The organism is Chitinophagales bacterium (assembly GCA_016787225.1).
Classification (GTDB): Bacteria; Bacteroidota; Bacteroidia; order Chitinophagales; family JADJOU01; genus CHPMRC01.
The window spans coordinates 47861-68281 of sequence record JAEUUY010000029.1 but is presented as its reverse complement, the minus strand read 5'-3'; the positions used below and the strand labels follow the sequence as shown (position 1 = coordinate 68281).

The 20421-nt window shown below is 32.8% G+C and carries 26 protein-coding genes; 16 read left to right on the top strand and 10 right to left on the bottom strand.

The window, feature by feature from the left end:
• Positions 1-10: 10 nt before the first annotated feature.
• Positions 11-469, top strand: a complete 459-nt coding sequence (locus JNL75_11210; protein ID MBL7790387.1) for a tryptophan-rich sensory protein — start codon at positions 11-13, stop codon at positions 467-469.
• Between the two features lie 6 nt (positions 470-475).
• On the opposite strand, the gene JNL75_11205 is transcribed toward JNL75_11210, so the two are convergent.
• The gene (locus tag JNL75_11205) at positions 476-1468 is read right to left on the bottom strand and encodes a hypothetical protein (protein ID MBL7790386.1); all 993 of its coding nucleotides are present in this window, start codon (positions 1466-1468) and stop codon (positions 476-478) included.
• A 569-nt stretch (positions 1469-2037) separates the two neighbouring features.
• Here JNL75_11205 and JNL75_11200 point away from each other — a divergent pair.
• From JNL75_11200 to JNL75_11135, 14 genes are all read left to right on the top strand, one after another.
• Positions 2038-2280 carry a hypothetical protein gene (locus JNL75_11200; GenBank protein MBL7790385.1) on the top strand — a complete coding sequence of 81 codons (243 nt, stop codon included), beginning with the start codon at positions 2038-2040 and terminating at the stop codon, positions 2278-2280.
• 12 nt (positions 2281-2292) lie between these two features.
• Positions 2293-2592 carry a hypothetical protein gene (locus JNL75_11195; protein ID MBL7790384.1) on the top strand — a complete coding sequence of 100 codons (300 nt, stop codon included), beginning with the start codon at positions 2293-2295 and terminating at the stop codon, positions 2590-2592.
• A complete protein-coding gene (locus tag JNL75_11190) occupies positions 2589-3131 on the top strand; it encodes a DNA cytosine methyltransferase (protein ID MBL7790383.1) in 543 nt (180 codons plus the stop codon). The genes JNL75_11195 and JNL75_11190 overlap by 4 nt, the downstream gene beginning before the upstream one ends.
• A 537-nt stretch (positions 3132-3668) precedes the next feature.
• The gene (locus JNL75_11185) at positions 3669-5117 is read left to right on the top strand and encodes a hypothetical protein (protein MBL7790382.1); all 1449 of its coding nucleotides are present in this window, start codon (positions 3669-3671) and stop codon (positions 5115-5117) included.
• A gap of 39 nt (positions 5118-5156) precedes the next feature.
• The gene (locus tag JNL75_11180) at positions 5157-5972 is read left to right on the top strand and encodes a hypothetical protein (GenBank protein ID MBL7790381.1); all 816 of its coding nucleotides are present in this window, start codon (positions 5157-5159) and stop codon (positions 5970-5972) included.
• A 21-nt stretch (positions 5973-5993) separates the two neighbouring features.
• Complete coding sequence (locus JNL75_11175; GenBank protein MBL7790380.1) at positions 5994-6704, top strand: hypothetical protein; 711 nt, start codon at positions 5994-5996, stop codon at positions 6702-6704.
• Positions 6704-7141 (top strand): hypothetical protein, encoded by a 438-nt coding sequence (locus tag JNL75_11170; protein MBL7790379.1) that lies wholly within the window; start codon positions 6704-6706, stop codon positions 7139-7141. Before JNL75_11175 ends, JNL75_11170 begins: the two co-directional genes overlap by 1 nt.
• A 202-nt stretch (positions 7142-7343) precedes the next feature.
• Complete coding sequence (locus JNL75_11165; protein ID MBL7790378.1) at positions 7344-7580, top strand: hypothetical protein; 237 nt, start codon at positions 7344-7346, stop codon at positions 7578-7580.
• A gap of 11 nt (positions 7581-7591) precedes the next feature.
• Positions 7592-7738 carry a hypothetical protein gene (locus JNL75_11160; protein ID MBL7790377.1) on the top strand — a complete coding sequence of 49 codons (147 nt, stop codon included), beginning with the start codon at positions 7592-7594 and terminating at the stop codon, positions 7736-7738.
• Between the two features lie 10 nt (positions 7739-7748).
• Positions 7749-7934, top strand: coding sequence for a hypothetical protein (locus tag JNL75_11155; GenBank protein MBL7790376.1), 186 nt, complete (start codon positions 7749-7751; stop codon positions 7932-7934).
• A 202-nt stretch (positions 7935-8136) separates the two neighbouring features.
• Entirely contained in the window at positions 8137-8709 is a 573-nt protein-coding gene (locus JNL75_11150) for a hypothetical protein (GenBank protein ID MBL7790375.1), read from the top strand.
• On the top strand, positions 8693-9112 hold the full coding sequence (locus tag JNL75_11145; protein ID MBL7790374.1) for a hypothetical protein: 420 nt from the start codon (positions 8693-8695) through the stop codon (positions 9110-9112). Before JNL75_11150 ends, JNL75_11145 begins: the two co-directional genes overlap by 17 nt.
• Positions 9102-9437 (top strand): hypothetical protein, encoded by a 336-nt coding sequence (locus JNL75_11140; protein ID MBL7790373.1) that lies wholly within the window; start codon positions 9102-9104, stop codon positions 9435-9437. Before JNL75_11145 ends, JNL75_11140 begins: the two co-directional genes overlap by 11 nt.
• Before the next feature lie 42 nt (positions 9438-9479).
• Positions 9480-9902 (top strand): hypothetical protein, encoded by a 423-nt coding sequence (locus JNL75_11135; GenBank protein MBL7790372.1) that lies wholly within the window; start codon positions 9480-9482, stop codon positions 9900-9902.
• 36 nt (positions 9903-9938) lie between these two features.
• Here JNL75_11135 and JNL75_11130 read toward each other — a convergent pair whose 3' ends face one another.
• The 3 genes from JNL75_11130 to ribD are packed head-to-tail and all read right to left on the bottom strand — an operon-like array spanning position 9939 to position 12299.
• Positions 9939-10442, bottom strand: a complete 504-nt coding sequence (locus JNL75_11130; protein MBL7790371.1) for a GNAT family N-acetyltransferase — start codon at positions 10440-10442, stop codon at positions 9939-9941.
• 14 nt (positions 10443-10456) lie between these two features.
• On the bottom strand, positions 10457-11326 hold the full coding sequence (locus JNL75_11125) for a hypothetical protein (protein MBL7790370.1): 870 nt from the start codon (positions 11324-11326) through the stop codon (positions 10457-10459).
• Positions 11307-12299, bottom strand: a complete 993-nt coding sequence (ribD, locus tag JNL75_11120; GenBank protein MBL7790369.1) for a bifunctional diaminohydroxyphosphoribosylaminopyrimidine deaminase/5-amino-6-(5-phosphoribosylamino)uracil reductase RibD — start codon at positions 12297-12299, stop codon at positions 11307-11309. The genes JNL75_11125 and ribD overlap by 20 nt, the downstream gene beginning before the upstream one ends.
• Positions 12300-12349: 50 nt before the next feature.
• Here ribD and JNL75_11115 point away from each other — a divergent pair, with 50 nt between their 5' ends.
• A complete protein-coding gene (locus JNL75_11115) occupies positions 12350-12943 on the top strand; it encodes a TIGR00730 family Rossman fold protein (GenBank protein MBL7790368.1) in 594 nt (197 codons plus the stop codon).
• 81 nt (positions 12944-13024) lie between these two features.
• On the opposite strand, the gene JNL75_11110 is transcribed toward JNL75_11115, so the two are convergent.
• The 6 genes from JNL75_11110 to JNL75_11085 all read right to left on the bottom strand — a co-directional run bounded on the left by JNL75_11110 (position 13025) and on the right by JNL75_11085 (position 20364).
• Positions 13025-13621 (bottom strand): carboxymuconolactone decarboxylase family protein, encoded by a 597-nt coding sequence (locus tag JNL75_11110; protein MBL7790367.1) that lies wholly within the window; start codon positions 13619-13621, stop codon positions 13025-13027.
• Between the two features lie 44 nt (positions 13622-13665).
• The gene (locus tag JNL75_11105; protein MBL7790366.1) at positions 13666-14898 is read right to left on the bottom strand and encodes an ATP-binding protein; all 1233 of its coding nucleotides are present in this window, start codon (positions 14896-14898) and stop codon (positions 13666-13668) included.
• Between the two features lie 88 nt (positions 14899-14986).
• Positions 14987-16144: a class I SAM-dependent rRNA methyltransferase gene (locus JNL75_11100; protein MBL7790365.1), complete on the bottom strand. Its 1158-nt coding sequence runs from the start codon at positions 16142-16144 to the stop codon at positions 14987-14989.
• A 60-nt stretch (positions 16145-16204) separates the two neighbouring features.
• On the bottom strand, positions 16205-17224 hold the full coding sequence (locus JNL75_11095; GenBank protein MBL7790364.1) for a metal-dependent hydrolase: 1020 nt from the start codon (positions 17222-17224) through the stop codon (positions 16205-16207).
• A 260-nt stretch (positions 17225-17484) separates the two neighbouring features.
• Positions 17485-18663, bottom strand: coding sequence for an aspartate aminotransferase family protein (locus JNL75_11090; protein ID MBL7790363.1), 1179 nt, complete (start codon positions 18661-18663; stop codon positions 17485-17487).
• A gap of 153 nt (positions 18664-18816) precedes the next feature.
• A complete protein-coding gene (locus JNL75_11085; GenBank protein ID MBL7790362.1) occupies positions 18817-20364 on the bottom strand; it encodes a WG repeat-containing protein in 1548 nt (515 codons plus the stop codon).
• Positions 20365-20421 lie beyond the last annotated feature (57 nt).

Below are 20421 nucleotides of genomic sequence, written 5' to 3'. Positions count from 1 at the left end.
GATTTGTTGTATGATACTTCGTTTTTTCATTTTTCTTATTCTCAATTTCGGTGCTTTAGCACTTGGAAGTTATTTCACAGGGAGTGGCGTAAACTCAGATTGGTATTATAGCTTAAACAAAGCTCCTTGGACACCTCCAGGCTGGGTATTTGGATTCGCTTGGACCAGTATTATGCTATGTTTTAGTATTTACATGACGAGATTATGGTCTCATGACCAAATTAAACGAGAACTCATATTGTTGTATAGCTTTCAATGGATTTTAAATGTCAGTTGGAATCCCATATTTTTCTATTTTCAAAAAATAGGTATAGGTTTGCTTGTCATCATAGCATTAACTATTCTTGTAGGTTATTTTTTGTTTCGATTTTTGCCTTCTACCAAACTCTGGTCGGTATGGATAATGCCTTATTTTATTTGGCTTCTGATTGCGAGTTCTTTGAATATCTATCTATTTTGTTACAATTAAATATGATCATTTAACTGGAACTATTATGTTAGCCTTATAAATTAAAATAATGTTTGCTATTAAATAGGTTAAACCTACTAACCAGGCCATTATCATATCGAAACGCTTAACTGTTGCATACTTTTCTTTATTTATCAACATAAGACAATAGGCTGTAGAGGCTACAACAATAAAAATGACAGCTAAAGTCAATCCGTGTAAGCTATCGACTAAGGAAAATACATTGGAATCTGGTAGGTGAGAGTCAATTATATATTTATTTCCAATTACTGCGAATAGTGAACCTACACTGATACCAAAACGAGTATCAATACCATTCGAATGAATGAAAAAACATACAAAAGCCATAAGAAAAGCAATATACATGCCGAGAAAGGTCTTTAAAAAAAGACCAAATACTGGTCTTGAGATATTAATCATGACTCTATAAGCATGGAAAATTTGTTCTGGAGACTGTATCGTATCTGCGCCAAAACTGGTAAAATAAGACTTATTGAATACATTGACATCAAAGCTATCAATTTTCCACTCGCTGATTAATCTACCGCGTTTATAGCCCTCTAAATCAAATTTTGAACCTGTTTGATCTATCTTATAAATCATAGCCTTATTGTCAAATTGTGAATTTTCGATTCTAAATCTTAAAGTCTGGTTATCAAATGGATAGTTATCCACTTTCCATATATCATTCATTTTGCATTCATATTTCATTAGAACATAGGTTTGATCTTTATTAGATGTATCTATATACAGATACAATCTATTAGCATTTTTTGCTGTAGGTATTTCAATATTGGCGGGAAAATTTAATTCTCTGTTCTTATACCTAAACCAAACCCAAAAATGAATATCATACTCCTGAAGACGAAAGTCTATATTATGAATACTGGTAACATAAATACCCGTAGTCACCGTGTCCGGTGCAGTATCTGAGGCTTTAACTTCACAACCGAATAGAGTGAGTAGGATAAATCCTAACAAGTTCAATTTAATATTCATATTAATGTTTTAAATGTAGAAGAATATCATTATTCGCAAAGTTAAGAATTAAATTCGATTAAATATAATGAGCCTAGACTATAGCGGTTCAGTTCAACTTAACATAATGTAAATTATAAGACAAATTTCATTTATATGTTAAGTAAGCAGCTTGAAATCGATTTTCCAAATATTTACGAATACTCTGAACAAGAACAATATCAAAGAAATCTAGTTAATCTTATTGAATTTCAATTAAAGGAAGGTCAAGTTCCTAAGGAACTTATAAATATTAATGAACAATTTATTTTAAAAATTAAGATTATTCTATGCATTCCAGACTAAAATTAATTAGAAAATATTTCCGTTCTCAAGGATTTAAGATTCCATGTTCTCGTACTCAAACGTGGTTTTCTTTTCGCTCTCTAACTTTTACTTATAAGACTGATTATTTGACTTTGATTTTTATTCAAAAAGGTGATTTATTTATTTATCAAATAAAATGGGAAAATCTAGAAACAACCATTACCAAGATCGAAAATTTTATCATGTTTTTATCTGAAAATTTCGATATCCCCACAAATTAAACTATGTCATACGAATCTCCTAGAATGTATTATAGAAAATGGAATTATCTTAAGTCCATTTTACTTTTCGCAAAAGACAACCAAATAAGCGAAAATTCATTTAAAATTCCTTCCTCATGGGAATTAAAAATAAATGGTAAACAAATAACCATACCAGCTAAAAATAATGTCTCTATTGAGGTTTTAGACTATATGTATTGCATTACAATTTCAGACCAATTAATAAACCCAACTTTTAACCCCTAAAAATAAATAATCATGTTAAAAACCATTTTAGATTTTGTTACACAAATTATTCCTTCTGTCTTTGCTTTTTTATCTAAAAATAAAGAAAAAAAGAATAATCAAACTTTAGTAGTTTTATCAGCAATTCAAGCTGCTTCCTATTTGAGTCAAGGTTTTACAGTCACCCTTTTGGGCACCTCAATGACATTTAGTTACCAACAAGGCTTAGTTGACCGTAAAATAAACGGAGTTTCTATTTTAAACCTTAAAAAAATTACTCTACTAGAATTTCAATCCACTTATTCTCAATCATATTTTACTATAAACAAATGAAAATTCTAATGGTTTTATTCGACGCTTCTGGCGTTACCTCAAATTATTTTAGAGATAAGGGTTATTTAGTTATTCAAAATGATTCTAAGCTGTGCGGTGATAATTTAATTACATTTCCTTATGTACCGGATTTAAAGTTAGACGGTCTTATATGTTATCCGCCTTGTACCTATTTCTCTAGAGCCCGTACTCGACCGGGTGAGTTTGACCTCGATTATGGTCTTTCAACTTTAGATCTATGTTTTAGAATGAAGTACCTTTACAATCCAAAGGTTTTCATTATTGAGAATCCTTTTCACTCAAGAATTAGAAATTATATAGGTCCGCCTAAACAGTCTATTAATTTAGGTGAGTACGGTTTTCCTACTCCTAAACCTACTGGTTTATGGGGTGACTTCAAAAATATCAATCCAGGTACTTATGACCTACCTAACGTTTCAAAAACTGTTTTCCAAAACATGTCAACTTCTAACCGTTCTAAAACTCCTATTGGCTTAGTTGACTCTATTTATCACTCAAATTTTGTAGACAATGTTTAAAAAATTTATTCTATTAATCAGATAGACCCGAATAAAGAGGACTAGGCGAGCGGGGAACCCTTTTTTTGACTAGCCTAGTCCTCTAACTATGAAAATAAAACTAACATTATTGTGATACAACATGTTAAACTAAAAAAATAAAATCAATCTTCATGACTTCTACTACTCTAGAACACATATACAATCAATATAAGTTACAAAAACTCAAAAATCTTGTATTATGAGCGTTATACTAAATTACATTCTAGACACCGATAAAGAAGAAAAACAACTAAAAAAATCTTCTAACAAAGTTTGTTATATTACTAAAAAACATAGGATAAAAACACTCTTAAAATTAGTTAATGACAAATATATACGTCTGCTTCGAATCTCTAACATAACTCCTAGAGAATTAGAGTATTACAGAAATTTAAAAAAGGAATTGCACGATTTAATCGCTTAGACTGCGGTTAAGTAATACCGCAGTCCCCTAATTCCAAAGGGGGGACATTTTTTCGGCAAACGGAATGCCAAAAAACAGCTAAAATTAACTAAATGACATTTATAAATTATCAAGAGTTCGAAGATAGAATTGAGGTTTACCCTTCAAGGTTGCTCGTCAATATTGACTGGCTCTCATTTTCCTGTCTTTATGATTGGGAAAAATCACCATTTTATAATACTACAGGTACATTTGAAACCACTAGAACTGTTTTCAATCCAAGAACCGAACTAGTCGAACAAACCAAGTTGGTTTTTGTAGAAACCAAAGGAAACTCAAAACATTTTCGCCGTATCTACTCAATTGAGTTTGATTCTGTCAAGCTTGCAGATATTGAAGTGGAGCACAACGGAAACGCGGCATTTTCTCAAAATCATTGCCGCGTAAAAATGAATAACTTTTGGTTTTATAACAAAGGTTTAAGAAACTATATCAGATTAATTTTAGCTCATTTGAATATTCAATCTTACAAGCTTTCAAGGATTGATATATGCGGTGATAACTTTATAGAACTAAAACAAGTCTTAGAAGGAATTTATACTAATAAATATGGATTCCAATTTCAATATCATAAAGGCGTCGGTCGCAAGTTTAATTCTTATGTCTACAATTACGAAACGGAAGGTTTTGAAAGTTATGCAATTGGCTCTGAATCTACAGGACTTAGGTTTTCTTTCTACGAAAAAATGCAGGAACTGAAAATCAAAAAAAACAAGGACTATATCCTGGAATATTTTGAAATAAATAAAATATTGTTTGAAAAAGTCTATCGCTTTGAAATACGTCTAACCAAAGACAAACTCAAGCAATATTTTCTAAATAATTCTACTGAATACGTCCAATTCACTGAAACAGATTTGCAAGGCAACACTATTTACCATAGAAAACCTTTTAACTCGGAAAGAAATACCTACTCAAAAGATACAGGTGAAATTATAGAAATTTCAAACCATTTACTTTCACCAGACTTTCTAAACTATTGCAAACTTCTATATTTTCAAATAATAAATGAAGATTTGAAATTCCTTTATTTACCTCGAACTGACAATGAAAAACCTATAGAATTTATATTTAACCAAAACTTTAAAATCGAAAAACATAAATGGACCAAGGAAGCAAACTATAGATTTGAAAAACAAATTTACACCTACTATATTTACCAATATCTGGACAATGAAATTTTGGATAATTACAACTATCAATACTTTGCAAATGCAGTTGTTCAATGGCATCCATATAATTGGTACTATCTTGAGCGAAAATTTGTTGAAATTGTACCCTCTTTTTATTTCAAATCAAAAAAAATTAAGCCTTTAAAACATGACGAAAGAGACATAACCTTAAAAATCAATGAAATTAGAAAGACTAAAAGGCAGAAAATCATAGAAATACACGACTTTTTAATGGAATTAATGCATAAATTAAACGAGCAAAACGGTACAAGCCTTATCCCTAAGCTAATGAGCGAAAAAAAGCGAATAAGATATTTCACTCATTCCTAGGCTTTATATTTTTGCGTTGTAATTAAAAAATTAAATCACATGTCAATTATAGCGCACCAAGTAACCAACGTGTTACAATTAAGAAACGAAAAAATTACAGAGCCTTGCAATTTACTTTTTTTTGAGGTAGAATCTAATTTAAGCTATGGACAAGGCAATGACTTAGACGAAGTAAATAATTTACTTCGCAAAGAAGATTCTGAATTTTCCCCTATTATAGAGAACGTTCTCAAAAAAGTAGAGGTTTCTTTGGATACACCACTAATTAAGTCAAAAAATCTTATTTCAAATCTTACTTTGCATGAAATTGCCCTAGCTGCACAAACTGCAAATCTTCCTATTTTACTCAAAGCTACAGAAAATGATAAGGTTATTATCACTGTACCTTATCTCATTTCTACAGGACAAGTTCCATTTTCCAATAAAGGTTGGTTGAATGTTTCAATAACTTCAAACAACGCAGATGTTAAATGCCAACTATACGCAATTTCTACAACTGCCGACCGCTCATTGTCTTTGAATTGTCTTTATAGAGATACCGCTCACGCCGGACAATTTACCCCAATTAAATATATTGGACAGAAGTATGTTATTTTGGACTCTTTAAGAGAAATTGACCTGAATTTTTCAAACGGAGTCACTAACACCTTAATAGCTAGAGAGCTAGATTTTCTAAATAATTCTACTCAATCTATAGGAGTTGTTGCAAAAAACCACTTATGTTCAAATTATTCAGGCTCTATTGCCATTGATTTGACAGGCTGGTCTAGAAGTTCCATGCTAACAATGATCAAATTGAAGCATGCCGAGGACACTCAATTCTACTACTCAATTATTGAAGAACAATTTGTTTAAACAAATCTAAATAAATACAATATGAGTATTATAGGAGTAGGTCTAGGTCTTGCTAAAGTCGGAGTAGGTTTAATAGGTGACCTTTTCGGTGGTGATTCTGCTGCTGACATAGCAAGGAGAGATCATGTACTACAGGATAGAAACAATGTAATAATTGGCAAAGGTAAATATCCTATAGCCATTCTTTACAATCACCCCGAAAAAAATGGAGGTGCTATAGTGTTCACCGAGCCAACTAATCTAAGCGATTTTTTTATCCATGGTACAAATTGGCATGACACCATTAGCTCAATAGAAGTTGATACAGGCGTTAAAGTAGAATTTTTTGAACACCCCAATTTCGGAGGCTTAAAAGATTCTATTACAGGAGGCACAATGCAAGGCAGTTATGGAACTAGGAAAGGCACACTAAATTTTGTAAACTTGTATCAAGATTGGCCCTATTGGAACGACAGAATAAGCAGCGTTAAGGTATCTTTAACACCAGCTTATAAAAATCCTTCAAATATCTCTTTTAAACCAACAACCGACCCTGCAAAAGAAGATATTGATATAAGTGTCAATAACAAACCTATAACTACTACCGTAGGTTATACAGGTAACCAAACAGGCGTACCAAGTTCTGGTTATACAGGAACGAATACGACTAATACCAAACAAACCACAGAATCAAACAACATGTTTATGTGGGTCATTGTTGGAATCATTTCATTCTTCATAATTAAAAAATAATGGCCGTTTTAAATTCTTTATTTAAAGATATTGTTTCATTTGGTGATCCAATGGGCGGAATGTCTCAGCGACAAATCGACATTTTGAAACAAGTTCCTACAGGACCTGTTGAAATAAAAAAATCTGACATGGTCCAAAATGATTTAATCAAGGCAAAGCCTGTTGAATCTGTTAATCTAAAAATGGGAGAAAACCCTGTTTTAGACCAACTTGAAAAAACTACTGAGGATTTAGTTGCTAAATTCTTACGAGATAGATTAGATATTGTAAAGATTGTTGCTGGCGGTGGTACTTCTGGAAACACCGTATTAGATTCTGCAATTCGTGGTGCTCTTAGCGCAGTAAAAACAGAAGCAGTTAACCAAAACCAAAAATATTGGCTTCCTGTCTTTATTCTTGGTTTAGTTTTTGCATTAAAAAAATTCATAATAAAGTGAGTGCAGCTGTAATAACCAATGAAATAGAATATTTAGACCTACAAGCTACGGAATTAAAAAAACCTAGCTTTTTATCTAGAATTTTTTCTTTATTCACTGACTTGTTAAAGAAAAATTGGAAGCTCGTAATAATATTAATTATTGGTAACTTGCTAGCTTATTACTTATATAAAAAATTCATTAACAAATTAAATTCATAATCATGTTAGAACAATTACTAGGAGATTCTAAAAAAATTAACTTTGGAAAAGGAATAGTCAAATTGCCTAAGGCTGTCTATGATAAACTTTCGGATTCCGAAAAAAAAGACTTATCTAATCATAATAAAGCTGTAGCAAAAAGAAGAGCAGCCAAAAAGACTGCATATAACATGGCAAAAACTTTAGGCAGAACTATTGGAAAAGAAATGCGTAAATCATCACGTCGTAGACGTTACTAAAATAATTTATTATGTTCGGATTAGAAAAATATTTTAAAAATCAATTAGTTCGCACTATAACTATAGCTGCTCTCACCTATTTGTTGCAGAAATTGCAAGAAATGGAAACACCAATAGAAACTCCATTTGATCAACCCATAAACCAAGAAAATGTTTAATCTTGATTCAATGCGAGATACTCTATTTACAGGTGGTTATACTGTTGGTGGTGTTGCCACAACGCAATTAATAGCTAATTCTACTGCACAAGAAGATATTAAATTTTATGCCATGGTCGGCTATTTTGTTGTATCAACTGTAGTATTACTATTCGACAGAATTATAAAGTATAAAGAAATCACAAAAAATCATTAACTAAAAATTAAATCATATGTTCAAATCTAAATTATTTTCATGGATAATCCTAATTCTATGCGTTTTAGGAGTTTTTATTACCTTAAAAGCTCGTTCTAATGGTTTCATAGACACCATGTTGGACACCGAGAAACTTCCAAAATTCTTAAACTTTTTGCGTAAAGAAAAAAAGTAAGTTGTGACTAAAAACCAGTCTAAGTTTTTGAGATTAATAATGTTCGCCGAAGGAACGGACTTAAGGGTAAAACAAGGAGTTTTACCCTATGCTGTTCGTTTTAACTATACCGAACCGCATATAACGAACTTTCTTAAAAGAGCTCCAGCCGTACCATTTAATGGTAAAGATATTACCGCTCAAGGTGCTTATCAAATTGTTAAAGGCACATGGGAAATGTGCGTTAAAGCACTTGGACTAAAAGATTTTTCACCTAGTTCTCAGGATTCTGCTGCATTATATCTTATAAAATTACGAGGTGCAGAAAACGACGTATTAAACGGAAATTGGATTGAAGCCATTAAAAAATGCTCTAGAGAATGGGCTTCTTTACCTTTTCAAAATGATACTTCATATTACAATTATAATGGTAAAGAGTATCACATTTTTGGTGGAACTCCACAACCAGCCAAAAAGCTATCTACACTATTAGAATTTTTAAAAGCTGACCATTTATTGCCTACTAAAGACAATTCTATAATCTCTGCAAATTGGCTGATTCCTTTAGGAATAGTAGCAGCATTAAATTATAAAACTATAAAAAATGCAATTTCTTTCTAAATACAAAGGACTTATATTTTTAGTAATTATATTCTTGATATTCAAGGATATAATTTTCTCTTTGTTATCTATAGCAAAAAAACCAGCTGAAAATCTAAGCGACGATATTGACGCGAGCGCATATAAAGTAACTTCAAGCGAAATTAAGCTTGTCAAGCGTGTTTTTGATATGATTCAATCACAAAAGATTACCGATACATGGCACAATAGCGACGAAATTATAATAGTTAATGCCCTCAATGAAATACCAAACGAAAAATTACTAAATCTTTTAAATGAGTACTACTATGACCAAACAAATCGGGTTCTCAAAACAGATATAAGAAAAACTCTTGCACGTCCTGAGGATAGCAGAGAAATAGATATGCTTAAACCATTGCAAAAAAAATATTTTGGATACTAATATGAGCAGTAATTTCGAATTTAGAGTATTTGCAACTGATTCTCAAGGTAATTTAAAAATTACCTCTAGTTTTATCAATCCTCAAGGATTGGTCCCACTTCCTTCAATTATTCCTGTAGATCAAACAAAAGATTTAGTTAACGAATACATAAAGGATCAACCTGGCTTCCCTACGGAAATATTTCCGCAATACGAAAGGTATAAGGATTTTTTCTTTATGAATTGGGATTTATTCGATAATCAAGATTTTATAAAAACTGCTTCTGTTGTAGTAGGATATCAAGCAAACCAAAATTATTTAGTGGTTTGCAAAAAAAATACTTGACAAGTTAATTAAATTAATTAACTTTGCCTAAAATTTAATACCATGCACGCAAAAATTTTAGGCTTTTTTTTATTAGCTGCATTTAATTTAAATGCTCAAAATTGCAAAAAATATATACTTACTTCCGAATATGAAGAAATAAAAAAAGAATCTAATAAAGTTATATCAAATATGGCTTCTTCTTTTTTAGCTTCTTCAAATAGACACTTTGTTGAATCTATTATAGCCCAAAAATATACTACTTCATCTTACATTATTTGGGTAAATAATAATAAAGCAAAAATTCAACAAATAGGAGAAAATTCAGTGAGTGCCATACCTATTGTAAAAACAGACACAAATAAATTGTTTTTTTCAAATTCAATTGAAAATGGTTATATTGCAATAGATTTAAATTACATGATTGCATATGATTATCCTTCATTATACAAATTTAAATTAACCGTTAGTGAATGTGAATTTTAATTCACAAAATAACATACTGTAAATTATAAGACAATTCTAAATATTCGGATTTATAATGGAATAATAGATAGAATCTCTATAAACGGAGTCTTTCATAACGTAGGATTTAAATATTCCTTCTAGTTCCATTCCGGCATTGAGCATCACTTTTCCCGAAGCTGGGTTTATGGGATCGTGACAGGCGCATACGCGCACAAGTTTTAATTCTTGAAAACAAATTTGAATTATTTGCTTTAAGGCTTCCGTCATATAACCTTTATTTCTATATTCTTTTCCCATCCAGTATCCAATTTCTGCTGCCCAGGACTTGGTTGGGTTGAAATTAGCACCAATTACACCAATTAAATCAAAATTATCTGATAAATGAATACCTAAGGTATGTGATTTGCCTCCTTGTACAATACGATCATAAAAAAAACGAGCATGCTCCATGTTATATGGATAAGGCACATTGAGAGTCATTTGACTTATTTCAGGATCCTGACAAAGTTGAACGATTCTATCAAGGTCCGATTCTAAAATTGGACGTAGCTTAATCATAAATATCTGGTTATCTAAATTTTAAAATTAATTAAATAAAGTGCTAATAAAGCTAAAATCAGTCCGAAAATCTTGTATTTGTTCAGTTTTTCCTTGAAAAGAAACAAGCCAATAGCAACACTTAATACCACAATAGCTAAATTATTTATCATAAAAAGAGACGAACTATCCATATGATAGTCATTTTTCATTTCTTGTAGAGCTTTGACAAGAAAATAGATGGAAAAATAGTTCGGAATTCCGAGACCTATCCCACCTATTATACTTTTCATGTCCCATTGCATTCTTTTAAAAATAACAAAACTAAGACTTGAAATAGCAGCCGCTAAAAATGCTGTAAATGAGAACATTCCGTTGGAAGCAGGAATAGGAAATTTTTTCTCTATGAGTTGAACCGCACTATCACAAAAACCAGACCCTATCCAAACCAAAATCGGTAAAAATAGAATAAGCCTATCTATCTTATTATCAATGCTTTTGTCGATTTTATTTAAAAATATAATTGAAATAAAACCTAAAGTGAGTCCAATATAGTTAATGCATTGAAAATCTTCATTATAGGCAACTATACCAATTAAAACTGGAAACACAACTCCTAGTTTCATGGCAACACTGGTTATTCCTACCCCAATATGCTGGGTTGTAGCACGACATAAATTAAATACTATTGAAAACATGACTCCCAAACCTATCGAGATTAGTATCCAATTCAAATCACTGGTAACCAATCTTATGGGATTTTCAATAAAAAACAATCCAACGATAGTGGCTACTAGGTAGTTGATGGCTATAGCCATTACAGCATTTACCTCGTATTTCTCAAATAATTTAAAGAATATCAACAAACTAGATGAAAATAGAATACTAAGAATGAGGTAAATCATTTCGAAAATAGTGGTTTAGTTGATGATTAAAGTAGTTCTTTTGATCTATAATATGGTATTTCCGAAGGTCAACTGCTGGCGCTAAAACACCTGATTTCAACTCAAGTTCATGATTTTGAAAGGTATGAACTTCGTGAAATAAGGAATTATTCATGAAATATCGAAATACCTCTGCCCCACCTTCTACCAAAACATTTTTGTATCCTAATTCGTATATTTTTTGTTTCAGATCGTCTGCAGATGTTGAGGAAATAAAATGAACATGTCGCCCATCATTCGATTTTTGAGTCTCATCTCCCCCATTTCGCAAAATAATAATATCTGGTTGATTTTCTGAATAATAATATCGAGTGGTTAAACTAGGTTTGTCATTGTTCCAGGTCTTATTACCTACAATTATGGCATCTACCTCAGCCCGCAACTTATGACCAAGTGCATCTATTTCAAGAGAAGTGATTTTAGTCTTTTTCCCAATTTCCCCAATAAAGTTATCATTACTTAATGCCAATTTGCCTACAAAATAAGGTTGATTTTGACTTTGATTAATAAAAAATCTTATGTTAAGCACTTTTTGTCTTTCTTCCCAATTGAGATTAATAACCTCTATTTCTTGAGATCGCAGATAATCTATTCCTTGGCTCCTCACTTTAGGATTAAAGTCTACCGAGCCAATGACAACCCTCGGCACGCCACTTTTTAAAATAAGCTCTGTACATGGTGGAGTTTTACCAAAAAAATTACAAGGTTCCAAGGAAATATAAAGAGTTGACTCTGCCAACAATACTCTGTTTTCAATTTTATCTAAACAAATCAACTCTGCATGTGGTCCACCATAGTAGGCATGGTAGCCTTCAGATAAAATCTGGTCATTATGCACCAAAACAGCCCCAACCATTGGGTTGGCTCCTACCCTTCCCTTGCCCATTTGAGCAAGTTCGAAGCATCGATTCATAAAGTACTCATGCGTTTGCATAAGACAAATTTAGAAAAATTGATTAGTTTTGATTATAATTTCATTTGTCTATGCGGAAAATTAATTCAATTGCTATATTTTGTGGTTCTAGCCAGGGAAACAACCCACATTTTACAAAGGCTGCGCAAGAACTAGGAAGTTACCTAGCAAATAACAAGATAAAAATGATTTATGGTGGTGCCCGTGTCGGCCTTATGGGCGAATTAGCCAATGCCTGTCTATTCAATAATGGTCACGTAGTCGGTATAATACCTGGTTTTCTGAGTGCTAAAGAAATTATTCACGAAGGACTTACCGAAACGATTCAAACGAAATCTATGCATGAACGCAAGGCGCTCATGGAAGAAATGGCGGATGCTTTTATAGCTATTCCGGGTGGATTCGGCACGCTAGATGAACTATTTGAAATCTTAACATGGTCTCAACTAGGACTGCATACCAAACCCATTGGTATTATCAATACGGATGGATTCTTCGATCCACTTCTAGCTATGATACAGAAAATGGAAGATTGTCAATTATTGAAAACTATACATAAAGATATGATATTATTAGCTACTAATGTGACGGAATTAATAGAAAAAATGAATTCATATCAAGCTCCAGAACAGCCAAAATGGATTAAAAGAGTGGCAGAAATTTAGATGAATGATCACACATATCTGAATTAGCATTGTGTTAAAAAAATAGGTTACATAGCTGGTTACAATAAGTAAACAAGGAGATCATCTATGTTTCCCTGCCGACCAGCCCCTATCTTTCAAATATTTATCTCCTGACTCCACTGCACCATCTTCTATCGATGTGCCCATCGAATCATTCCATCTATTGAGGTAGCCAAATAAGGCTATAACACCTAGTATTTCTACTATTTCACCATCATTCCAATATTTTCTGAGATTATCTGAAATCTGAGCATCCACCGCATTCGGTATACTCGAACTAGCTATCGCGAATTCTAAGGCAACTCTTTCTGCTTCTGAAAATGCAGGATGAGTTCGAAATTCCCAGATATTTTTTAGCTGCTCCTTCTCTGCCCCATAGCGCTCTGCAGCGCGTATGGTATGCGCCTGACAATATCGACAGCCAGCCACATGACTGCTCATATAGCCTATCAACCGCTTGAGGGCACTCGTTACACGACCTTTATTTTCCATAACTGCCTTATTAAGCTCTATAAAAGCATAGGCTATAGCTGGTCGGTGATACATGGTCTTGACGCTATTGGGACAAAAGCCCAGAGTTTGATTAAAAAACGCTATTAATTCTTGAAAGGCTTTATCATCCTTTTCTAAGGATGGGGATACGAGGGGTTGAGGCATATTTTTTTTGAATAGAAGTTAAATACTAATTTTAATCAGTTATACTAAATTTTCTTTAAGACCAATAATTTCTTATCTAATATAAACTCATTCACTGGAATGAGCTCCAAGGTCAACTTACCTATCTTTAAAGTATCGCGCTGGCTTTTTGTCACAATAATTCCTTTTTGCAATTTAAAAAACATTAAGGCTTCGAGCAGTCCTTCTGTTTCTCTCTGATAATTGTCCATATTGACTTCCTCACAAACTTGAATGGCATGCACAATTTTTTTACTTTTAAATACGACAAAATCACATTCTTTTTTTTCTTTAAAATAAAATATTTCGAGCTGATTTTGACGCAAATGCAGAAATACTAAATTCTCTAATAATCGCCCCTTATCCTTGGTATAACTAAGAGAATTTGCCTGAATCATTCCAGTATCAATCCCATATACTTTCCGAGGATTGACCGAAGAGTTCTTTGCAGAATAACTAAATTTTGAAATATAGAAAAACAAATAACTCTCCTCCATCCAGTGAAGATAGTCAGAAATAGTATTCGCAGATCCAACATCAAATGCCTTTTTAAGGCTATTGTAGCTAAACTCTTTACCTACATTAGACATGAGGTAGAGCGCTATATCGAATAAAGTTTTGGTATTTTTGATACTATAGCGTATGGCAATATCTCTATAGAGTATATCGCGCAGTAAATACTGAAGAGTTTCAATATTTTTTGATTTCAAATACTCCGGAAATCCACCCATTATTAAATATGATTCAATCGATGACTTCGAGTCTTTTTTCTTTTTAAAGACTAAGAATTCAGAATAGTTAAATGGAAACAACTCATGAGAAATATATCGCCCTGTCAATCTGGTTCCTAATTCCTTGCTCAAAAGAGAGGCATTCGATCCTGTTATAAATATCCTTTTACCCCTATCATGCAATTGACGAATGAATATCTCCCATTGAGGTACATTTTGTATTTCATCAAAAAAATAAACATCGACATCTGCTCCAATGACTTTATCTAATTTGCTAAAATCACTCACTTCAAAACCATAAATTCTCGAATCTTCAAAATTAAAACTCGCTATTTTCGCAGAGTATTCTCTTTTCAATAAGGACAATAAAGTGCTTTTACCAGATCTCCTCACACCACTAACTATCTGAATATGCTCAGATTTTAAATCTATGTTTTTCAAATAATTGCGATCTATCCAATGGCTTTGTACGACTAATTGAGACGCTTGTTCCTTATACGAAACTTCAATTTCTGAACCTAATATCATACCGATAATTTATACTGCAAATATACAAAAGTTTATTTTGGCAATATATAAAAGTTTATTTTAGCAATATATACTTTTTGCTCTATACTTACTCAATATAAAGTACTAGTCCCTTTAAATAATTACTCTCTGGATGAAATAGATTGATAGGATGATCTTCAGGCTGGGATAATTGTTGAACGATTCGAATCGTCCTACCTGCTTCTATTCCAGCGGCTACTACGGTATCACGAAATGTCATGGCATCGATTACCTGAGAACATGAAAATGTAAATAAGATTCCACCCTTCTGAATATGTCGAATGGCCTGATAATTAATTCTTTTATACGCTTGAATGGCCTTATGTTTTGCAGATAAATGCTTGGCAAACGCTGGAGGATCTAGCACTATGACATCAAACTCATTGCTCATCTCTTTCATAAAATCAAGAGCATCCGCTGTAATCGCCTCATGCTCGGATTGAAAGTTGAGTTTAAAATTTCGTTTACAAATTTCATTGGCACTGGCAGAAGCGTCAACCGATACTACTTTTTCTGCTCCAGCACCTCGGGCATAGATGGAGAATCCTCCACTATAGCTAAAAAGATTCATGACTTTTTTTCCATTACAATATTTCTGCAATGCTGCTCTATTATTGCGTTGATCGATGAAAAACCCGGTTTTCTGACCTTTCTCCCAGTCAATATCAAACTGATATCCATTCTCTAGCCAAGCTTCTTTTTTATAACTTCCTTTTAAATAATTTTTTTCCTGCGCTTCGATTATGAGGTCACTCGACTTATCAAAAATGTTCAATTCTTCTCCATAAATATGAGTCAAAATTTCAACTAATAATGATAAATGCTGATACATACCTAGGGTATGACATTGAATAACGGCTGTAGAACCATATACGTCAATAATTAGTCCAGGCAGTCCGTCCCCTTCCGCGTGAATTAGCCTATAAATATTGGTTTGAGGGTTATCTAAAAAGCCAATTTTTTTACGATAATTATAGGCTAGTTCTATCTTCATTTTCAAAATAGCCTCGATACTCAAGTTTCCATCAAAACTCAAAATACGAACAGCTATCGAACCGTCGAAATAATGACCCACTGCAAGTTTTTCTCCTTTTACATTTATGAGAGATACCACATCTCCATTTTTTGTACCCTTCTCTATGGAGTGTATGGAGCCTGAAAAAATCCAAGGGTGAAATCTTTGTAAACTAGCCTCTCTTTGGGGTTTTATAGTGACCTTTTTCATGGTACAAAAATAGGAGTCCAAGTTATGAATTGAAGAATTATTTCTTTTTGATATTAAAAATCATCTCTCACCTAGTATTCTAGCATACATATCTAAAACTCCCTCTTTAAACTCATTTTTATTGAGTGCTGGTTCAAACATAGTCATTGTAGGTCTTCCATTCGTTTTATGCAGTCTATAGTAGAATCCAAATGTTCCTTTCATATCTTGTAATGTCATATTCGTTCGACCAAATTTGGCACAGTGTACATTCAAGGTATCTCCATTTTGTTGAGACAAATCATAACCTTGGCTAAACCAAATGAGTGCATTTCTGTTTTTATCATCAGAGTGGTTTTCCAGCAAATGTTTGTTCCTTGGAAACCGCAACCATTCTATTTTTTCCTTTGGAAACACCAAAGAATTTTCAGATATGTAAAGTATAGAATCACTGCTAGCAACACTATACCATAGAAAATTATTTAAAATAGTAGGATTGGTCATCGATTGCGAATAATGGATTTTATTATCTTTCAGAGATTTTTGAAATAAGTGATTCGCATATACTTTATTCCCAAAAGTATAGATTAGATAAATAAAACAGTAAACCAAAACACTTGCAGAAAATTTCATTCTAGCTTTTGATTGATTCCTCATGAATATGGCTATAATTAGCAATAATAGCATTGGTAAGGTAAAAAATACATCTACAATAGCTAAATTATTGGAACTAAATAGATGATTGGTCACTGGTAGAAATAATTGTGTACCGAAATTGGTGCAGACGTCTAGTAGTGAATGACCCCAAAGACAGGCAAGAAATAACCAAGCCCAGCGCTTAAAACTCACTTTTTTAGAGAATATTCGATAGAAAATATAGGCTATCGGAAAAGCATAAAGGGTCTCCCAGAGCAATGAGTGCGTATGACCTCTATGATGGCACATATATTTAAAGGGATCATCGAGACCTGTATAAAAGATATCAAAGTCAGGTATTGTCTTTGCAAAGGCTCCTACGAGCATTGCTTTTCTTCCGATTTGCTTGCCTAGTATCACATCTCCAATAGCAGCTCCTAAAACAATATGAGTGAGGGAATCCATTTATTTTTTATTCGAAAAGTATTTATACAATTTTTTTAACCAATAAAGAGCCAAGACAATTATTATACAATTCCAAACCACAAAACAAAATTCAATAATTAATTCAGACTTAGTCATTTTTAGAACAGAAGACTCTATATATCCTTTTTTATTCTCGAACCCCATATATATTAGTCCAAATGTAATATATCCTAATAAAATTGAACTCGAAATGGAAATGTATTTTGCAATACTAAATATTTTATTACTCAAATAATTAATTATTTAGTTAAAACAATTTTAATCTTTTCTAGAAATATATCTAATTCCTCATAAGTAATTGTCAATGGTGGACAGATGCGCATCGATTGGGTATTAAACAAAAACCAGTCGGTAATGATGCCATGGGTGATACAGGATGCAATAAATTCAAAATTTTTGACCTGAGAACCCATATCTAGAGCTAAAAGAAGCCCTTTTCGTCTTATTTTATCAAAACCTAAATTTTCCAATGATTGTTGTAAATATAAACCTTTGTTTTCCACCTCAGAAATGATGTTATTTGAGGTTAAAACCTTCAAACTAGCCAACGCAGCGGCACAGCAAACAGCATTTCCCCCATAGGTAGAAATATGACCCAAAATAGGATCGAAACTGAGTGTCCGCATAATTTCTTTTTTAGCAATAAAGGCAGCTATGGGCATACCACCACCAAAACCTTTGCCAAGCAATAATATGTCAGGAATGATATGATACTGCTCAAAAGCGAATAAAGTTCCTGTGCGACCGCAACCAGTCTGTATTTCATCCAAAATCAAAAGGGCTCCTACCTCTGAGCATCGCTTTCGCAATTGCTGAATATAATCGTAGTCACCAATAATGACACCTTTTTCAGCAGAAATGAGCTCAATAATTACAGCTGCTGTCTTTTCCGTTATCTTATCGATATCTTCTATTCGATTAAATTCAATAAAACTATGTCCTGGCACTAAAGGTCTAAACGCATTTTGATAAGTTTCGTCTCCCATAGCGCTCAATGAACCTGCTGTACTTCCGTGATAGGATTGATAGCAAGAAATGATTTCACTTCGACCTGTATATCGTTTTGCTAGTTTAAAAGCACCTTCTGTAGCTTCTGTTCCAGAATTAGTGAAATAAAAATTGTCTAATTCTTTCGGCAAAACTTGAGTTAAAGCCTCTGCTAACTTAGTCTGAGGAGAATAGATATATTCACCATATACCATAAGATGCATAAAACTCGCAGACTGCTCTTGAACCGCTTTGACCACTTCAGGATGGCAATGACCTACATTACTCACCGAAATCCCTGAAATCATATCCATATATTTCTCCCCATGCGGACCATAGAGGTAGACACCTTCTGCCCTGTCAACCTCTATACCCATAGAGTGCTGGGTCGTTTGGGCTATATGCGATAAAAATAATTGACGATTGGTCACGGTAGTTTAAAGCCACGAAGTTAAAGTAAAAAGAGTATTACAGTGGCAAATATAAAGGGTGTAAAATTTGAATTCCCATGTTAGCAGAACTCAATGTTCACAACTCGCTCTTGCAAAGAATTTTAAATGAACCAGGTTTTGTTCATAATAAAACTATGGAATTACTCCATTCAATCTATTGATTTTAAATTTTTTTTCTCCTTTTACAACCTTTGATTCGTTTTCATAAAAATTAGTCACACTATCATAAATAAACGGTATAATAACTTCGCCTTTACTATTTATAAAGCCCCATTTTCCATTTTTTGACGAAGCCATCAAACCTTCGGACTCCCCGCGAATATTCTCATATTCGCAATTAATAACTAGACTATCAGCGACATTGAATAATCCATAACTTCCATTTTGCTTCAATTTTAAATGAGATGATTGCAACTTTTGGAATTCAATGTTGTCATAGATTAAAGGTAAAATTTCTTTACCTAATGTTGTGATGAGCCCATAAAGATTCTTATCTTTAACGATTAAAACATCCGTTTTATTATCAAAACGATAAATCAGGTCGTATTTTAATCCAGTGATTTCATTACCTTGTTTATTGATGAAGCCCATTTTATCGTAACTGAGAAAGTAGTGCTCATCTTCAACGGCAATCATATCTTCATCCACCTGACGCCTATATTTTTCATAATGATTGAATGAATCTACCTTATGCTCCAGAGTTTTATTACCATTAGAATCTATAAAAACTATACTGCTATCGGTATAGGCTAAATACTTTCCATTAGGATTTTTAAAGAGTGAGCGGTAAATAACTGGGATTATAATTTTTCCATTTCGATCAATACTTCCTGAAACATACTGTTCGAAACCATTTATTTTTTTCCCTGTATAAGTATAAATATTTGCTGAGCCATGTTTAAAACTTTGACCTAAGTATGGCCGACCCAAACGAATTACTTGTCTTCCATTCGTATCAATATAACCATTAAAACTATCGCCCATTGCATAGGCTAATCCTTCTGAAAATGGCAACATTCTAATAAACTGAGGCTTCAAAATTACACTATCATTTGAATTTTTCAAACCATAAAGATTGTCGACCTGAAAACTTTTAACATACTTCAAACTTAAATTGTTTTTGTAGTTTTTAAAATCGAGTAGAATCCTATCGTCATCAAGTTTATGATAAACTTTAGAAAAGATACCATTGCTAAAAACATATGAAAATGGATCTTTAATATTTCTACACTTCTTGTATTTGATTGGGATAATCACTTGTCCTGTGTAACTCATGACACCATATCTCCCATTTTTTTTGACAACTGCTTCTCGGTACATATTAAAATTATTGTCCATTTCTGCCGGAATTATCCATCGATTTAAGGTATCTAATAGACCCCATTTTCCATTCTTTTTTGCACAAAATAAATGGCTCCCCGTTGGACCAATATTATCATAGTTTAATGGTATAACCAACTTACCTGAAGTGTCGATAATACCCCATTTATTATTCTTTTTTACACGAAATACCCCACTCCATGAGGGTGATATAAAATCGTATTCGGGTTTGATTATCAGCTGATAATTTGTATCGACGACACCAAATAAACCGTTTTTTACTACGACGTAATATTCCCATCGGTCGCGAAAAACATGGTCAAAGCTGTCTTTTAGATGCGATGCTAGTTGACAACGCAAATTAAAACTAATTAATAAACTTAAGGAGAATAGTAAGGCTTTAAACATGGCTAATTA

Excerpts from the sequence above, each read along its gene's own strand:
- JNL75_11210 (MBL7790387.1), top strand. The coding sequence starts at position 11 with ATGATACTTCGTTTTTTCATTTTTCTTATTCTCAATTTCGGTGCTTTA.
- JNL75_11205 (MBL7790386.1), bottom strand. The coding sequence starts at position 1,468 with ATGAATATTAAATTGAACTTGTTAGGATTTATCCTACTCACTCTATTC.
- JNL75_11200 (MBL7790385.1), top strand. The coding sequence starts at position 2,038 with ATGTCATACGAATCTCCTAGAATGTATTATAGAAAATGGAATTATCTT.
- JNL75_11195 (MBL7790384.1), top strand. The coding sequence starts at position 2,293 with ATGTTAAAAACCATTTTAGATTTTGTTACACAAATTATTCCTTCTGTC.
- JNL75_11190 (MBL7790383.1), top strand. The coding sequence starts at position 2,589 with ATGAAAATTCTAATGGTTTTATTCGACGCTTCTGGCGTTACCTCAAAT.
- JNL75_11185 (MBL7790382.1), top strand. The coding sequence starts at position 3,669 with ATGACATTTATAAATTATCAAGAGTTCGAAGATAGAATTGAGGTTTAC.
- JNL75_11180 (MBL7790381.1), top strand. The coding sequence starts at position 5,157 with ATGTCAATTATAGCGCACCAAGTAACCAACGTGTTACAATTAAGAAAC.
- JNL75_11175 (MBL7790380.1), top strand. The coding sequence starts at position 5,994 with ATGAGTATTATAGGAGTAGGTCTAGGTCTTGCTAAAGTCGGAGTAGGT.
- JNL75_11170 (MBL7790379.1), top strand. The coding sequence starts at position 6,704 with ATGGCCGTTTTAAATTCTTTATTTAAAGATATTGTTTCATTTGGTGAT.
- JNL75_11165 (MBL7790378.1), top strand. The coding sequence starts at position 7,344 with ATGTTAGAACAATTACTAGGAGATTCTAAAAAAATTAACTTTGGAAAA.
- JNL75_11160 (MBL7790377.1), top strand. The coding sequence starts at position 7,592 with ATGTTCGGATTAGAAAAATATTTTAAAAATCAATTAGTTCGCACTATA.
- JNL75_11155 (MBL7790376.1), top strand. The coding sequence starts at position 7,749 with ATGCGAGATACTCTATTTACAGGTGGTTATACTGTTGGTGGTGTTGCC.
- JNL75_11145 (MBL7790374.1), top strand. The coding sequence starts at position 8,693 with ATGCAATTTCTTTCTAAATACAAAGGACTTATATTTTTAGTAATTATA.
- JNL75_11135 (MBL7790372.1), top strand. The coding sequence starts at position 9,480 with ATGCACGCAAAAATTTTAGGCTTTTTTTTATTAGCTGCATTTAATTTA.
- JNL75_11130 (MBL7790371.1), bottom strand. The coding sequence starts at position 10,442 with ATGATTAAGCTACGTCCAATTTTAGAATCGGACCTTGATAGAATCGTT.
- JNL75_11125 (MBL7790370.1), bottom strand. The coding sequence starts at position 11,326 with ATGATTTACCTCATTCTTAGTATTCTATTTTCATCTAGTTTGTTGATA.
- ribD (MBL7790369.1), bottom strand. The coding sequence starts at position 12,299 with ATGCAAACGCATGAGTACTTTATGAATCGATGCTTCGAACTTGCTCAA.
- JNL75_11115 (MBL7790368.1), top strand. The coding sequence starts at position 12,350 with ATGCGGAAAATTAATTCAATTGCTATATTTTGTGGTTCTAGCCAGGGA.
- JNL75_11110 (MBL7790367.1), bottom strand. The coding sequence starts at position 13,621 with ATGCCTCAACCCCTCGTATCCCCATCCTTAGAAAAGGATGATAAAGCC.
- JNL75_11105 (MBL7790366.1), bottom strand. The coding sequence starts at position 14,898 with ATGATATTAGGTTCAGAAATTGAAGTTTCGTATAAGGAACAAGCGTCT.
- JNL75_11100 (MBL7790365.1), bottom strand. The coding sequence starts at position 16,144 with ATGAAAAAGGTCACTATAAAACCCCAAAGAGAGGCTAGTTTACAAAGA.
- JNL75_11095 (MBL7790364.1), bottom strand. The coding sequence starts at position 17,224 with ATGGATTCCCTCACTCATATTGTTTTAGGAGCTGCTATTGGAGATGTG.